Origin of the sequence: Promicromonospora vindobonensis (assembly GCF_042685865.1) — a bacterium.
In the GTDB taxonomy this organism is placed as follows: domain Bacteria; phylum Actinomycetota; class Actinomycetes; order Actinomycetales; family Cellulomonadaceae; genus Promicromonospora; species Promicromonospora vindobonensis.
This window is the reverse complement of sequence record NZ_JBHUOG010000002.1, coordinates 2,884,004-2,898,409: the sequence shown is the minus strand read 5'-3', so window position 1 is coordinate 2,898,409 and position 14,406 is coordinate 2,884,004. Positions and strand designations below refer to the sequence as shown.

Genomic DNA, 14,406 nt, shown 5'->3' with positions numbered 1-14,406 from the left:
GGGCGTTCGTGCGGAGAGCCTCCCCGGCGAACCACCGGGGAGGCTCTTCGCACGATTCCGTCTCCCGCCGTCGTGTCAGATCCGTTCGAGCCGGATCATCGACCAGGACACCGGCGGCAGGTCCACGTGCGCGCGGTCGTCGGAGACCTTCGCCGTCGTGTTGGGCCGCGGCAGCACGGAGGTGGCGTCGTCCGCCGTCGCCGACCACGTGTGGTCGGGGTTGGACAGCGTGAGCGCCTCGACCACCCGGAGCCCGGGGAAGCCGCGCAGGTCGACGTCGAGCGCCACGTCGTCGGTGAGCGACCTGTTCACCGCGAGGATCACCACGGAGCCCGTCTCGGCGTCGTGCGTCGCGACGGCGTCGAGCACCGGGACGGGGCCGAACTTGGCCGTCTCCTGCACGGGCGCGTCCACGGCCAGGCGCAGCACGTCCCCTGCGGCGTGCCGGGCGGTGAGCGCGAAGGGATGGAACGTCGTCTGCCGCCAGGACCGCCCGCCCGGTTCGGTCATGATCGGCGCGATGACGTTGACGAGCTGCGCGAGCGATGCCGCGTGCACGCGATCGGTGTGCCGCAGCAACGAGATGAGCAGGTTGCCGACCACGACGGCGTCGGCGACGTTGTAGCGGTCCTCCAGCAGCACCGGCGCCACCGGCCAGTCGTCGCCCGACGGGGGCCGGGACTCGGCGCGCTTCTGGTACCAGACGTTCCACTCGTCGAACGAGACGTGGATCCGCTTGGTGTGCTTGCCCGCCGCGCGCACGGCGTCGGCGGTCGCGGCCACCGAGTCGACGAAGTGGTCCATGTCCACGGCGGAGGCGAGGAAGGACGCGAGGTCGCCGTCCTCCTCCCAGTAGTACGCGTGCGCAGAGATGTGGTCGACGTGCTCGTACGCCTCGGTGAGCACCGTGTGCTCCCACTCGCCGAACGTCGGGATCTGGGAGCCCGACGAGCCGCACACCACGAGCTCGAGGTCCGGGTCGACCATGCGCATCGCCCGCGCGGTCTCGGCAGCGAGCCGCCCGTACTCGTACGCGGTCTTGTGGCCGATCTGCCACGGCCCGTCCATCTCGTTGCCGAGGCACCACATCGTGATCCGGTACGGGTCCTGTGCACCGTTGGCCCTGCGCAGGTCGCTCCACTCCGTGCCGCCCGGCACGTTGCAGTACTCGAGCAGGTCGAGCGCCTCCTGCACCCCGCGGGTGCCGAGGTTGACGGCCATCATCGGTTCGACGCCGGCCCTGGCGCACCACCGCATGAACTCGTCGACCCCCACCAGGTTCGGGTCGGTCGAGTGCCACGCGAGGTCGAGCCGCCGGGGGCGCTGCTCGACCGGTCCGATGCCGTCCTCCCAGCGGTACCCCGAGACGAAGTTGCCGCCGGGATAGCGCACCGTCGAGACCCCGAGCTCGCGCGTGAGCTCGACGACGTCACCACGGAAGCCGTCGGCGTCGGCGGTCGGGTGGCCGGGGTCGTGGAGGCCCGTGTACACGCTGCGGCCCAGGTGCTCGACGAACGAGCCGAACGTGCGGGGGCGTACCGGCCCGACGACGAACGCCGGGTCGATGGTGACGGATGCGGACAGCATGAGTGATGTACTCCTCGGTGGTCGGTGCTTGAGGCATGCTTCGCGCAGGCGGGGCGGCTGCCGTGGCGACGGCAGCCGCCCCGCCTGTGCGTTCAGAGGACCAGGGCCTTACTGCCCGAGCTGGTTCTGCAGGTCGGTCTGCGCCTGGTCAAGGGCCTCCTGGACCGGAGTGCCGTTCTCGTAGATCTCGTTGAGCGTGACCGTGCGGAACGTGTCGTCCACGGTGGGCCAGTTGGGGTCGCTGAACGACTCGAAGTGCCCGATGCCGTCCTGCACCTCGCGCAGGACGTCGAACAGGTTGTTCTGGAAGTACTTGTTGAACTTGTTCTCCGGGTTGTCGGTGACCTCTTCGTCCTCCCAGACGGCCATGTTCACCGGGTCGAAGCCCAGCACCTCCCACACGGCGACGTTCGCCTCGGGGGAGAGCTTCGCGAATGCGAGCCAGTCGGCGGCGAGGTCCTTGTTCGGCGAGACGGCGGGGACCGCCGCCCCGGTGCCGCCGCCGCCGATGGTCTGCACGACGGCGTCGTCGGGCACCGGCGCCGGAGCGATGGCGACCTTGCCGGCCAGGTCGGGCATGTAGTCGACGAAGCGGGAGGTGTACCACGCCGGGTAGACGATCGCGGCGTAGTCGCCATCGTTGATGGCGCCGAACGCCTCCTCGGAGTCGGGGCTCCCGCCGGGGATCGTCGAGACAGCGCCGGCGTCCTGCATGTCCTTGACCATCGAGAGGGTCTCGACGACCTCGGGGCTGTTCACCTGCACGTTGCCGTCGGCGTCGAAGAACTGCCCGCCGAGCTGCGCCGCGATGAGCGGCTCGAGGAACATGACGCTGGTGCTGGCGACGCCGAACGCCTTGCCCGTCTCCTCGTTGTACCGGGTGCCGGCCTCCTTGAAGTCGTCCCAGGTCTCGATGGACGTGTAGTCGATCCCGGCTCCCTCGAGCGCCTCCGTGTTGTAGAAGGTCGTGAAGGCACCCACGTGCGTGGGGAACCCGTAGATCTTTCCGTCCTTGCTGTACAGGTCGAGGCGGGCCTGGACGATGTCGTCCGTGTACGGCGCAGCGGCCTCGGTCAGGTCGACCAGGGGCGGGTTGTCGCCCTTGACGAAGTTGGCGAACTTGTTGACCTCGATGTCGACGACGTCAGGCAGGCCCTCACCGGAGTTCACCGCGAGCTGCAGCTTGTTGTGCATGTCGTCGTAGGGATAGACGGTGACCTCGAGCTTGATCTCCTGGTCAGGGTTGGCCTCGTTCCACCGCTCGGCCATCTCCTCGTAGTACGCGGCGTGCACGTCGGCGAACGTCCACATGTCCAGCGTCGTCGAGCCGTCCGAGTTCTTGACGGGTGCTTCTGGCTGACCGCCGCCCCCGCATGCGGTGAGCGCCGTCACCGCGAGGGCGGCGACCAGCGTGGACACCGTCGTCCGTAGCCTTGTCATGAGTTTCTCCGTTCGATCTGGGGAGGGGTCAGCCTTTGACCGCTCCCGCGGTGATTCCTTCGATGAAGAACCGCTGGAATGCGAGGAAAAGAATGAGGACGGGGATCAGTGAGAAGAAGGCCCCGATGATGAGCAGCTCGTAGTTGTTCCCGTACGGCGTCAGGAGGGTGTTCAGGCCGATGGGGAGCGTGAACTTCTCCGGGCTGCGCAGCACCAGCAGCGGCCAGAGAAAGTTGTTCCAGCAGAGCATCCCGTTGAGGATCGCCATGGCGGCCATCGCCGGTCTGGTGATCGGCAGCACGAGGCGGAAGAAGATCCCGAACTCGCTCACGCCGTCGACCCGGCCGGCCTCGATGATCTCCTTCGGTATGCCGAGGAAGTACTGGCGGAAGAAGAAGATGGTCACGGCCGACGCAAGGAACGGGAGCACGATCACCGTGTAGGTGTCGGCGAGCCCCATGTCGTTCACCTGGACGTACAGGGGGAGCATGAGCATCTCGAACGGCACGGTCATGACCAGCAGCACCATGACGAACCACAGCGTCTTGGTCCGGAACTCGTACATCGCGAAGCCGTAGGCGACGAACGAGCTCACCAGGAGCGTGCCCGCGACCTGAGCGACCGTCAGGAGCAGCGTGTTGGCGAACCACCGGAAGTAGGGCCCGGAGTCCGTGAAGAGCAGGACGTAGTTGTCCAGGCTCAGTGCGCCGAGGTCGACGTCGAACGTCATGCCCCGCCGGATCACCTCGTTGCCGTCCTGGAACGTGCCCACGAAGATCGCGAGGAGCGGCACCAGGGAGATCAGCGCGATCACGACGAGGAAGGCGCCCTGGATCCACGCAGCGGTGGACGGGGCGATGGACCGGCGGGCGGTCGGCTGAGCGGCCATCACGCGGCCTCCTTCTTGAAGGTGCCGCTGGCGACGAGGTAGGAGATGTTCAGCGTCATGACGACGACGAGCAGCACCACACCGACCGCGGAGGCGAAGCCGAGGTCGTTCTCCTCGATGCCCTTGCGGTAGAGGTATCCGACGACCGTGAGGCCCTGGTTGTTGGGTGAGTTGTTGCCCGCGTAGAGCATGAAGCTCTCGAGGAACATCGAGAGGCCGCCGTAGATGCTGATCGTGACGACGTAGATGACCGTCGGCTTGATGTTGGGGATCGTGATGTGGATGAACTGCCGGAACTTGTTCGCCCCGTCGATCGACGCCGCCTCGTAGTACTCGGTCGGGATCGCCTGCATGCCCGCCAGGAAATACATCATGTTCACCCCTGCCCACCGCCAGAGCGCGATGGCCAGCAGCGCGACGAGCCCGGTGAGGTCGCTGCGCAACCAGCGGACGGGGCCGAACCCGAAGAACTCGACCACCTGGTTCATCATCGCGGAGTCGGACTCCGCGAAGATGAGACGGAAGACGATGCCCGCGACCACGACGGAGGTCAGCGCCGGGACGAACATCGAGGCCTTGAAGAAGCCCTTGATCCGGGCGCTACCGATGTTCGAGTTGACCAGCGCCGCCAGGGCGAGCGGGATCGGGATGAGCAGGACGAGCGTGAGCACCATGTAGCGCAGGCTGTTGAACAGCGCCTGCCAGAAGATGCGGTCCCCCCAGAGCCGCTCGTAGTTGCCGAGCCCGATGAACGTCGCCTGCCCGTAGAGCACTTCTTGGGTGCTCATCACGAACGAGCGGCCCAGCGGAACCACCCAGAAGACGGCGAGGGTCACGAGAAAGGGCAGGATGAACAGATATGGCGCGAGTTTCTTCGAGTACAGGAGCTGCTTCACGGCGGTCTGGATCCTCCTTGATCAGAGCCATGGGGTGACACCGGCGCGAACGGACGAGGCCGTCGATCGCGGGGTGTCATGATGGGCGGCGTGGTGAAGATGAGTGATGTGGCGCGAGAAGCCGGGGTTTCGAAGATGACGGTCTCGAATGTCATCAACGGGCGGCCGGGGGCGAGTGATGACACCCGTGCCCGCGTGCTCGAGGCGGTGGCCAGGCTGGGCTACCGGGTGAACGCGACCGCGCGCCAGCTGCGGGCCGGCCGCAGCGGTGCGATCGGCCTGCTGGTTCCCCACCTGGACGGGCCGTACTACTCCCACCTCGCCGCTCGCCTGGACACCCTGGCGCGAGCGCGGGGCTATCACGTCATCATCGAGCGCACGGGAGCGAGCAGGGAGGGAGAGCTCTCCGCCATCTCCCCTGAGCGGGTACGTCCGTACGACGGCGTGGTGTTCAGCCCGGTGCAGATCGACACGGCGGACGTACGTCGTGCCGGCGTCGAGGTGCCGGTGCTCCTGCTCGGTGAGCGACGCCTGGCCGGCGAGTTCGACCACGTGATGATGGACAACGTCGGCGGTGCGGAGCTCGCGACGTCGTACCTGCTCGAGCGTGGTGCGCGACGCATCGCCCTGATCGGTGGCCGCACGGACGCCGGCGTCGACAGCATGGCGACGCTGCGCACCCGTGGCTACCGGAAGGCGCACGCCACGGCTGGCGTGCCCGTCGACGAGCAGCTCGTCGTCGACGCCGCCTCGTTCACCACGAAGGACGGCTACGAGGCGGTCATGCGGCTCCACCGCGACGGCGCCCGGTTCGACGGGGCCTTCGCCCTGACGGACGCGGCGGCGATGGGCGCACTGCGCGCGCTGGCCGACATCGGCCTGCGCGTCCCTGACGACGTCCAGGTGGTCGGCTTCGACAACGACGCGGAGGGTGAGTACCTCGTCCCGCGCCTGACGACCATGGACCCCGACAACGACACGATGGCCGAACGCATCATGGACCTGCTCCTGCGCCGGGTCGAGGCGGACCCGTCCGACGTCGGCGACGTGGTGGAGTCGGTGATGTCGGCGCGGATCGTCGTGCGTGAGTCGACGCGCGCCCACGTGCCTGGCTAGTTGTCGATCGGTCACTGGTTCTCTTCCTCGAGTCACCCGTCGCCCTGCGGTGTTTATCGATAAAGTAGGGCGCTTCGACGAGGGTGTCAACGGTGCGGGTCGCAGGTCGTCGCGGATGGGCCTTAGCTGCGCCTGGTGACGAGGGGCCCTTGTCGCACCTGACGTTTAACGTTAAAGTTCGGCCCGACCGGATCACCCTCGTGCAAGGGAGCACGCAGATGACTCGAAGGTTCCGCACCGCAGTCCGGAGCGTCGCCGCCGCGGCCGCGCTCGTCGTCGTCGCCGGGCTTGCGCCCGTCGCCCAGGCGAGCCCTGACGCCCCGTCGTTCAGCTGGACCACCGGAGACCCCGTGATCACGCCGATGCCGGACGACAGCCACGACTCCGTCGCGGTCAAGGACCCGAGCATCGTCCGGGCGGACGGCAAGTACCACGTGTTCATGACGACCACGCCCGGCGAGGGCAAGGGCTGGCACATGGCCTACAAGAGCTTCACCGACTGGTCGGAGGCGGACGAGGCGCCGCTCCACTACCTGGACGAGACCGCCATCGGGCCGGGCTACCGCGCTGCTCCGCAGGTGTTCTGGTTCGAGCCGCAGCAGCTCTGGTACCTGATCTACCAGGACGGCAACGCTGCCTACTCGACCACGGCGGACATCAGCGACCCCACGTCGTGGAGCGCTCCGCGGCACTTCTACGCCGACATGCCTCAGGTCATCCAGGACAACATCGGCAACGGCTACTGGCTCGACTTCTGGAACACCTGCGACCGCGGCAGGTGCTACCTGTTCTCGTCCGACGACAACGGTCACCTCTACCGGTCCGAGACCTCGGTCGCCGACTTCCCGAACGGGTACGACGAGAGCACCGTCATCGCGAGGGAGGAGGCTGATCGCTTCGACTTCTTCGAGGCCGGCGCGGTGTACAAGATCCGGGGAACAGGGAAGTACCTGTTGCTGATGGAGGCGATCGGCGACGACGGCGCGCGCCTGTACCGGTCGTGGACGGCGGACTCGCCCGACGCCGACGACGACGAGTGGGTGCCGCTCGCCGACACGGCGGAGAACCCGTTCGCCCGGTCGAACAACGTCACCTACGAGACCGCCCCGTGGTCGGTGGACGTCTCGCACGGCGAGCTCCTGCGCACCGCACGCGGCATGACGCCGACGATCGATCCCTGCGAGCCGCTCCAGATGCTCTTCCAGGGCTACGACCCCGACGCCGTCGTGGAGGGTGGCGGCTACGGCGATCTGCCGTACCGCCTCGGCCTGCTGACCGCGGACGGCCCCAACCCGATCAGCGCCCTGTGCGAGGAGCGCTAGCGGTACTCGTCAGCGCGGCGTTCAGCCCCTGCGCCGGGACCCTGCGTCAGCGGGTCCCGGTCAGGGGTTGAGCCCGTGCTGATAGGCCCAGATCGCGAGCTGCGTGCGGTCGCGGGTCCCCGTCTTGTCGAGCATGTTGCCGATGTGCCACTTCACGGTGTTCTCGCCGAGGTTGAGCTGCACCGCGATCTGCTTGTTGCTGAGCCCCTCCGCCAGGGCGGCGACCACCTCGAGCTCGCGGTCCGTGAGGAGCGCGGCGAGGCTCTCCGACGGTGCGATGCCCGCCGGACCGCTGCTCCGCGCGTACTCGGCGATGAGTCGCTCCCGCACCGCCGGCGACTGCAGGGCGCTGGCGTTGACCGCCGCACGGATCGCGGCAGGGATGTCCCCGGGGTTCTTCTTCAGCAGGTAGCCGACGGCGCCGCGCTCGAACGCACCGTAGATGTACTCGTCCAGGTGGAACGTGGTGAACACGAGCACGGGGATGGGGTCGTCGACGCCCGGGCCGCTCAGCGCCGCGATGGCGTCGAGGCCGCTCCCGCCGGGCATCCGGAGGTCCATGAGCACCACGTCCGGTTTCAGCGCCCTGGCCAGCCGGACGGCGTCGACCCCGTTGCTCGCCTCGCCGGCCACGCGGATGTCGGGGGTTGTCGCGAGGAGGAGCCGCAGGGACCGCCGGACGCTCCCTGCGTCGTCGACGACGAGTGTCGTGATCACGTGGTCGCACCTCCCTGGCGACGGGTCTGACCGTCGCTGTCGTCGGTCCGGTGCGGCGGATGGGGCAGCAGTGCCTGTACTGCCCACCCGCCGCTGTGCCGAGGTCCGGTGCGCAGGCTCCCGCCGACGGCGGCAAGCCGGTCGCGCATGCCCTCGATGCCGTACCCGAGGCTATGGGGTGGGACCACGGGACCACCACGGTCCCGCGTGCGGCCGGCGGGTGAACTCTCGTTCTCCACCCGCAGCAGCAGGCTCGACCCGTCGTCCGCGAGCGTCACCGTGACCTCGGCGCCTGGTGCGTGCTTGCGCGCGTTGCTCAGTGCCTCCTGGACCACGCGGTAGGCGATGTGTCCCCGCATCGGGCCGAGCCGCTGGTCGATCTCCGCCAGACCGGGATCGTGCTCGAGCGCGACGGTCACGTCAGCGGCGTCGTGGTGCTCGGCGACCAGGTCGGCGACCTGGGTGACGGTGTGCTGGCCGGAGCCGTGCCCCGGCTGGGGAGACCCGGCCTGCGTGCGGTCCTCCTGCCGCATCCGCGAGACCATCCGTTCGAAGCCCTGGTAGAGCTTCTGGCCCTCGTCGCGGATCTGCGCCATCAGGTGCGGGTCCGCCGGGCCGCCGGCCGCCGCGCTCGCCTCCGCGGCGGTGCTGAGCGTAAGGAGCGCCGCGAGGTGGGCCGACGAGGTGTCGTGGAGCTCCTGCGCCACGGTGCGACGGGCGGCCGCGACGGCGTCGGCCGTCCGGTGCGCCTCGCGGCCGGCGATCTCGTGGGCGAGGGCCGCGATGTGTTCGGCCCGGTCGCGCAGCTGCGCGTACCAGGCGCCGAGGAGCGCGGGCACGCCGACGAGGCCGACTGCGGTGAGCGTGCACGCCACGACCACCGCGGGCGTCCGCCACCCCGGCGCTCCGGGGAGCGGGTAGAGCGACTCCCCTGCCAGCAGCACCCCCGCCAGCAGCAGGACGAGCACCGCGACGAACGCGCCGCGCCGTCGCCCGGAGCGCTCGGCGGCATAGCTGAACACGGCCAGCAGCACCCCGGGCTGGAGCAGGAGCGCGTCGGTTCCGCCGATCAGCAGCGCGGTGGACCACAGCACGAGCGAGGCGACCAGCGTCCCGAGCGCCTGGCGGCGGAGCCAGTGCAGCCAGGCCGCCTGGAACGCGACGATCAGGACGACGGTGGTGACGCGCCAGTCCTCGGTCTGCGCGGTGTGCGCCACACCGGTCTGGTCGAGCAGCGCGAGCGACCCGAGATAGGCCGTGACGTTGGCGACGAGCAGCACGGCGACGACGCTCCGCCCCACCCACCGGGTCAGCCCGAGCAGCGCGGCCGGACGTGGGGCTGGGCCCCCTCCGATCGGGTGGTCCCCGCCCCCTCCTTTCGGGTGGTCCTTGCGTGCCCGGTCGGCGCGCCGAGACCTGCGGACGGCACGCCGTACCGCCGCCGGCGACGCCGAGAACCGCGGCATCTCGCCGACCTCCGGACGCCCGTCCGGCGTCGTCCACCTGGTGTCCATCTCGACCCCGCCGTCCGTCAACCTTTTCGCCGCATTTGCTTTGTTTGCCCGCCGGGTTAGCCCGTGATGATGATGCCACCGTCCGAACCGGCGCCGAGCTGAGCGTTCCCGTCCGATGGCGCAGGGCACCACATCCCGCGGTACAGAACCGCGGTCCGGTCAGGAGAACCTCACGATGAGCCCCGACCCCGACGACCCCGTGCGTGAGCCACGGGAGAGCCAGACCGCCGACCCGAGAGACACGGCCGTCGCAGAGCTGGAGCGACAGCGCACCGAGCTGCGCGAGCTCGGCCTGGAGACGTCGCCGGCCCCGCGTGACGCCCTGGTGGACCCCACCCGTCCGCTGGTGAGCCGTAGCGGCTGGCAGGACACGACCTTCCGGGTCGCCGCCCACTCCGGCGGCACGCTGGTGCTGCTGATCATGACGCTGGTCGGCGTCTTCCTGATGTGGCGGGGCGCCCAGGCGATCGACGTCGCCGGCTGGGACTTCATCACGGAGCAGGACTGGGAGCCCAACTCGGGCAGGTTCGGTATCGCGGCGGTGCTGTTCGGGACCGTCGTGATCGGCCTGACCGCGATCATCGTGGCCGTGCCGCTCGCGCTCGTCACCGCCACCTACATCACGGAGTACGCACCGGGGGCGATCAAGCGCTTCCTCATCGGCGTCATCGACCTGATGGCGGCCATCCCGAGCGTCGTATACGGCCTGTGGGGCGCGTACTGGCTGGAGGGCAACCTGCTGCCGGTCGCGGAGTGGGTCTCCACGTACTTCGGCTGGATCCCGATCTTCGCCGTGTCCCAGTTCGACCCGGACGACCCGCTGGCGACGCCCACGGTGTTCACCGCCTCGGCGGTCCTCGCAGGGCTGATCGTCGCGATGATGGTCGCGCCCATCTCCGCGGCGATCATGCGCGAGGTCTTCGACCAGGCCCCGGTGGGGGAGCGGGAGGGCGCGCTGGCCCTCGGTGCCAGCAAGTGGGGCGTGATCCGCAACGTCGTCTACCCGTTCGGGCAGGGCGGGATCATCGGCGGCACCATGCTCGGCCTCGGCCGGGCGCTCGGCGAGACCATCGCCGTCTACCTCGTGATCAGCCCGCTGTTCGTCATCAACTGGCAGGTGCTCAGCACCGGCACCAACTCGATCAGCTCGCTCATCGCCCTCAAGAACGGCGAGGCGAACGACTTCGAGGTGTCCGCCCTCATGGCCGCAGGGCTGGTGCTGTTCCTCATCACCATGCTGATCAACTTCGTCGCCGGATTCATCATTCAGCGTTCCCGATCGGGCGCTGCGAGCTGAGGGCACCATGACCGTCACCGAGACATCCCAGGGCGCGCGCCGCGCCGACCGGCCCGGCCGGTACACCCGCACCCACCTGCCCGGCCGGGACGGCCGCATCACGCCCGCCCGGCCCGAGGTCCAGCGCGAGCTGTCCGGCCTGCGCCGCGAGGACGTGCTGCGGGTGGTCGGCGCCGCAGCGGCAGGCGTCGCCACCACCGCCTGGCTGTTCACCCAGGTGGCGCCGTTCCAGGGCGCGCTGCCGTTCGTGCTGATCGCCTACCTGCTGTTCCTCGGCTTCTTCGTGGTGCTGATCAGCTTCGACGACGACCGCATCACCATCAAGGACCGCGTGGCCGGCGTGCTCATCCACTCGGGCGCCGTCGTGCTGCTGCTCGCGCTCGTGGTGGTCGTGGTCTTCGCGCTCACGGAGGGCCGGTCGGCGTTCTCGCAGGCCAACTTCTGGACGCAGGACCTCTCGATGGCCGGCCCGCTGGACCCGCTGACCGTCGGCGGCATGGCGCACGCCGCTGTCGGCACCCTGATCATGATCTCCTTCGCCCTGGCGATCTCGATCCCGCTCGGCCTGCTGACGGCCGTGTGCCTGGCGGAGTTCCCCAGCCCGTTCACCCGGATCGTGCGCACGGTCACGGAGGCGATGACCGCCCTGCCGTCGATCCTGTGCGGCCTGTTCATCCTGGCCACCTACATCCTCATGTTCGGCGCGCCGAAGTCGGGCTTCGCCGCGTCGCTGGCCATCACGATCATGATCCTGCCCATCATCATCCGGTCGGCCGACGTGGTGCTGCGCCTGGTGCCGCAGACGCTCAAGGAGGCGTCGTTCGCGATGGGCGCCAGCCACTGGAGCACCATCTGGAACGTGGTGCTGCCCACCAGCAAGTCGGGCCTCATGACGGCGGTCGTGCTCGGCACCGCGCGCGGGATCGGCGAGACGAGCCCCATCCTGCTCGTCGCCGGGTACACGACCTACTACAACTGGAACCCGTTCGACGGGCCGATGGTGTCGCTCCCGCTGGCGACGTTCACGCTGGTGAAGAGCCCCGAGCCGTCGCAGATCGCGCGCGGGTTCGGCGCGGCGGCGGTGCTCATGGTGCTCGTCTTCCTGCTGTTCGCCCTCGCCCGCCTGATCGGCGGCAAGGGCGCCGGGGTGCTCAGCCCTGGCGGCGCGCGCCGGGCGCAGCGCGCCTCCGCCCGCGTCGCGGCACGCTTCCGGAGCAGCGGGCCGACGGCGGTGGCCGCCCCGGCGTCGGCTGCTCCGCCGTCGGGCGATCCGCCGTCGGGCGATCCGCCGTCGGGCGACCCGCCGTCGACCGACCCACTGTCGGGCGAGGAAACCCCCACCGATGACAAGGAGGCCGGACGATGACCGCCACCACCTCGCGGCGCGCCCTGCGCGTACGTGCCCTCGTCGCCGGGCTCGGCGTGCTGCTCGTGATCGCGGGCGCCGTCGTGCCTGCGGGTGCCGCCGCGGGCGCCACCCCGCAGCAGATGGCCGCGCGGCAGGCCGCGCCCGCCGCCGTCGGCACGGTGCACGCACCGATCAACGGCGCCGGGTCCACCTGGTCGGCCAACGCGCTGCAGCAGTGGATCCGCAACGTCTGGTCCAACTACCAGTGGAAGATCACCTACTCCGAGTCGGGCTCCACCCAGGGCCGCAACAGCTTCGCCAACGGGACGGCGGACTTCGGCGTCAGCGAGATCCCGTACGCGATCGCCAACTCCAACGAGGGCGACGTGCGGCCCGACCGCGACTTCGCGTACATGCCGATCGTCGCGGGCGGAACCGCCTTCATGTACAACCTGCAGGTCGGCGGCAAGCGGGTCACGAACCTGAGGCTGTCCGGAGACACGATCGCCCAGATCTTCACCGGCGAGATCACGCGCTGGGACCACGCGAAGATCAAGGAGGACAACCCGCAGCTCGCGCTGCCTGGCATCCCGATCGTGCCGGTCGTGCGCTCCGACGGGTCGGGAGCCACCGCCCAGTTCTCCATCTGGATGCGCGACGAGCAGACCAGGGTGTGGGACGCGTACTGCAGCAAGGTCAATCGTCCGATGATCAACGGGCACTGCGGCGTGACGTCCAACTACCCGGTCGCTCCGGGCTCCGGGTTCGTGTCGCGGGCCGGCTCGAACGGCGTGGCCGGGTACGTGGCGCAGTCCCACGCGGTGGGGGCGATCACGTTCGTCGAGTACTCGTACGCGCTGAACAGCGGCTTCCCGGTGGCCAAGATGCTGAACAGGTCGGGCTATTACACGGAGCCGACGGCGGCGAACGTGGCCGTGGCGCTGCTCCGGGCGAAGATCAACGAGAACAAGTCGTCCCCCGACTACCTCACGCAGAACCTGGAGGACGTCTACTCCTTCAACGACCGGCGCGTGTACCCGCTGTCCAGCTACTCGTACATCATCCTGCCGACGTCGCAGGTCGCCGGCTTCACGGTCGACAAGGGCCTCACGCTGGCCGACTTCGGCGCCTACTTCCTGTGCGAGGGGCAGCAGCAGGCCGACACGCTGGGCTACTCGCCGCTGCCGATCAACCTGGTCCGGGCGGGGCAGACGCAGATCCAGAAGATCCCCGGCGGCGACCCGGTGATCAAGGGGATCAACGACTGCAACAACCCCACGTTCTCGTCCGACGGCACGAACCAGCTGGCCAACGAGGCCCCGTACCCGCCGGCGTGCGACAAGAAGGGGCCCACGCAGTGCACCACGGGCACCGGCGGGTCCAAGGACACTCCCACGGCGCCCTCCGGTGGCGGCGCGGGCGGTGGCGATGAGGGCGACGAGTCGGGTGGACCCGATGGTGGCGGCCCGGACGGGCCGGGCGGCGGGCCGGATGACGACGGTCCGGCCGGCGGCGGGTCCGGCGACGGCTCCGCCGGTGGTGGCGGGTCCGGCGGCGGCCAGGGGGATGACGCGGGCGGTGGCAGCAGCGTCGACGCCGGGTCCGGCGGTGGTGGCGACGCCGAGGTCGTGGACGAGAACACCGAGCCGGTGCTGGTCGCCGCGACCCCGCAGACCCTGCCGGTGGCCGGAGGTGGGTTCGTCCCGCAGCTCGCGATGGTCGGCCTGGGGCTCGTGATGATCCTCGCTGCGGTGCTGCCGCCGCTGGTCGGCAAACGCGCACGGACGGCGCTCCCGGTGCCCCGTGACCGCAGCCTCCGCGCGCCTTCAGGAGGAGTGACGCCTTGATTTCCGACGATGTTTCCGCGGCCATTCCCGGCGTCCGCGAGCAGGCCATGGAAAATAACCCGCTGAATGACATAAGTGTATTCGGCGAAAGGGGTGAAATGCGTTCCGCATCGTGGATCCCTCGGCACGCCGCGGTCGTGCGTCCCATCCTCAGGGAGCGGGCTAGCCCCCTCCTTTTGGGTGGTGTACTGGGGGAACGCTCGGCGGGCCTGGCGTGTCGGAACCGCAGGACGACGGCGCTGGCGGCACGTGTTTCCGCCGGTTGCGCGGCGCTTGAAACGTGTTGTTCACCTGCCGTCCGCCGCAGCAGCGCCCTTTCTCAATTGTCCGTCCACCATTTCTATGGTTGCCAATATCGGCGGTCGGCGGCAATGCTTTCCCCGTCCGGACCGGTGCGAGCCGGGGACGTAGCGCACGAGTCGAACGGAGAACC

General features: G+C 69.3%; 11 protein-coding genes. 5 read left to right on the top strand and 6 right to left on the bottom strand.

Annotation, left to right across the window (positions count from 1 at the left end):
- Window positions 1–75 precede the first annotated feature (75 nt).
- The 4 genes from arfA to ACFS27_RS26215 form a co-directional block, all read right to left on the bottom strand.
- Window positions 76–1,587 carry an arabinosylfuranosidase ArfA gene (arfA, locus tag ACFS27_RS26230; RefSeq protein WP_377189792.1) on the bottom strand — a complete coding sequence of 504 codons (1,512 nt, stop codon included), beginning with the start codon at window positions 1,585–1,587 and terminating at the stop codon, window positions 76–78.
- Between the two features lie 108 nt (window positions 1,588–1,695).
- Entirely contained in the window at window positions 1,696–3,027 is a 1,332-nt protein-coding gene (locus tag ACFS27_RS26225; protein ID WP_377189789.1) for an ABC transporter substrate-binding protein, read from the bottom strand.
- Window positions 3,028–3,055: 28 nt separating this feature from the next.
- Window positions 3,056–3,916: a carbohydrate ABC transporter permease gene (locus tag ACFS27_RS26220; protein ID WP_377189786.1), complete on the bottom strand. Its 861-nt coding sequence runs from the start codon at window positions 3,914–3,916 to the stop codon at window positions 3,056–3,058.
- Complete coding sequence (locus tag ACFS27_RS26215) at window positions 3,916–4,812, bottom strand: carbohydrate ABC transporter permease (protein WP_377189783.1); 897 nt, start codon at window positions 4,810–4,812, stop codon at window positions 3,916–3,918. The genes ACFS27_RS26220 and ACFS27_RS26215 overlap by 1 nt, the downstream gene beginning before the upstream one ends.
- Window positions 4,813–4,890: 78 nt before the next feature.
- On the opposite strand from ACFS27_RS26215, the gene ACFS27_RS26210 reads away from it, so the two are divergent.
- Both ACFS27_RS26210 and ACFS27_RS26205 read left to right on the top strand, forming a co-directional pair.
- Complete coding sequence (locus ACFS27_RS26210) at window positions 4,891–5,928, top strand: LacI family DNA-binding transcriptional regulator (RefSeq protein WP_377189780.1); 1,038 nt, start codon at window positions 4,891–4,893, stop codon at window positions 5,926–5,928.
- A 218-nt stretch (window positions 5,929–6,146) separates the two neighbouring features.
- Window positions 6,147–7,250 carry a non-reducing end alpha-L-arabinofuranosidase family hydrolase gene (locus tag ACFS27_RS26205; RefSeq protein ID WP_377189777.1) on the top strand — a complete coding sequence of 368 codons (1,104 nt, stop codon included), beginning with the start codon at window positions 6,147–6,149 and terminating at the stop codon, window positions 7,248–7,250.
- Window positions 7,251–7,310: 60 nt separating this feature from the next.
- On the opposite strand, the gene ACFS27_RS26200 is transcribed toward ACFS27_RS26205, so the two are convergent.
- The gene (locus ACFS27_RS26200; RefSeq protein ID WP_377189774.1) at window positions 7,311–7,967 is read right to left on the bottom strand and encodes a response regulator; all 657 of its coding nucleotides are present in this window, start codon (window positions 7,965–7,967) and stop codon (window positions 7,311–7,313) included.
- Complete coding sequence (locus ACFS27_RS26195) at window positions 7,964–9,481, bottom strand: sensor histidine kinase (RefSeq protein ID WP_377189771.1); 1,518 nt, start codon at window positions 9,479–9,481, stop codon at window positions 7,964–7,966. The genes ACFS27_RS26200 and ACFS27_RS26195 overlap by 4 nt, the downstream gene beginning before the upstream one ends.
- Before the next feature lie 175 nt (window positions 9,482–9,656).
- On the opposite strand from ACFS27_RS26195, the gene pstC reads away from it, so the two are divergent.
- The 3 genes from pstC to ACFS27_RS26180 are packed head-to-tail and all read left to right on the top strand — an operon-like array spanning window position 9,657 to window position 13,973.
- Window positions 9,657–10,778 (top strand): phosphate ABC transporter permease subunit PstC, encoded by a 1,122-nt coding sequence (gene pstC / locus ACFS27_RS26190; protein WP_377189768.1) that lies wholly within the window; start codon window positions 9,657–9,659, stop codon window positions 10,776–10,778.
- Between the two features lie 7 nt (window positions 10,779–10,785).
- Window positions 10,786–12,144, top strand: a complete 1,359-nt coding sequence (gene pstA, locus ACFS27_RS26185; protein ID WP_377189765.1) for a phosphate ABC transporter permease PstA — start codon at window positions 10,786–10,788, stop codon at window positions 12,142–12,144.
- Window positions 12,141–13,973, top strand: coding sequence for a phosphate ABC transporter substrate-binding protein PstS (locus ACFS27_RS26180; protein ID WP_377189762.1), 1,833 nt, complete (start codon window positions 12,141–12,143; stop codon window positions 13,971–13,973). The genes pstA and ACFS27_RS26180 overlap by 4 nt, the downstream gene beginning before the upstream one ends.
- Window positions 13,974–14,406: the final 433 nt, after the last annotated feature.

Bases quoted from the DNA above. Each gene is read 5' to 3' on its own strand.
- arfA (WP_377189792.1), bottom strand. From the start codon at position 1,587: ATGCTGTCCGCATCCGTCACCATCGACCCGGCGTTCGTCGTCGGGCCG.
- ACFS27_RS26225 (WP_377189789.1), bottom strand. From the start codon at position 3,027: ATGACAAGGCTACGGACGACGGTGTCCACGCTGGTCGCCGCCCTCGCG.
- ACFS27_RS26220 (WP_377189786.1), bottom strand. From the start codon at position 3,916: ATGGCCGCTCAGCCGACCGCCCGCCGGTCCATCGCCCCGTCCACCGCT.
- ACFS27_RS26210 (WP_377189780.1), top strand. From the start codon at position 4,891: ATGATGGGCGGCGTGGTGAAGATGAGTGATGTGGCGCGAGAAGCCGGG.
- ACFS27_RS26205 (WP_377189777.1), top strand. From the start codon at position 6,147: ATGACTCGAAGGTTCCGCACCGCAGTCCGGAGCGTCGCCGCCGCGGCC.
- ACFS27_RS26195 (WP_377189771.1), bottom strand. From the start codon at position 9,481: ATGGACACCAGGTGGACGACGCCGGACGGGCGTCCGGAGGTCGGCGAG.
- pstC (WP_377189768.1), top strand. From the start codon at position 9,657: ATGAGCCCCGACCCCGACGACCCCGTGCGTGAGCCACGGGAGAGCCAG.
- pstA (WP_377189765.1), top strand. From the start codon at position 10,786: ATGACCGTCACCGAGACATCCCAGGGCGCGCGCCGCGCCGACCGGCCC.
- ACFS27_RS26180 (WP_377189762.1), top strand. From the start codon at position 12,141: ATGACCGCCACCACCTCGCGGCGCGCCCTGCGCGTACGTGCCCTCGTC.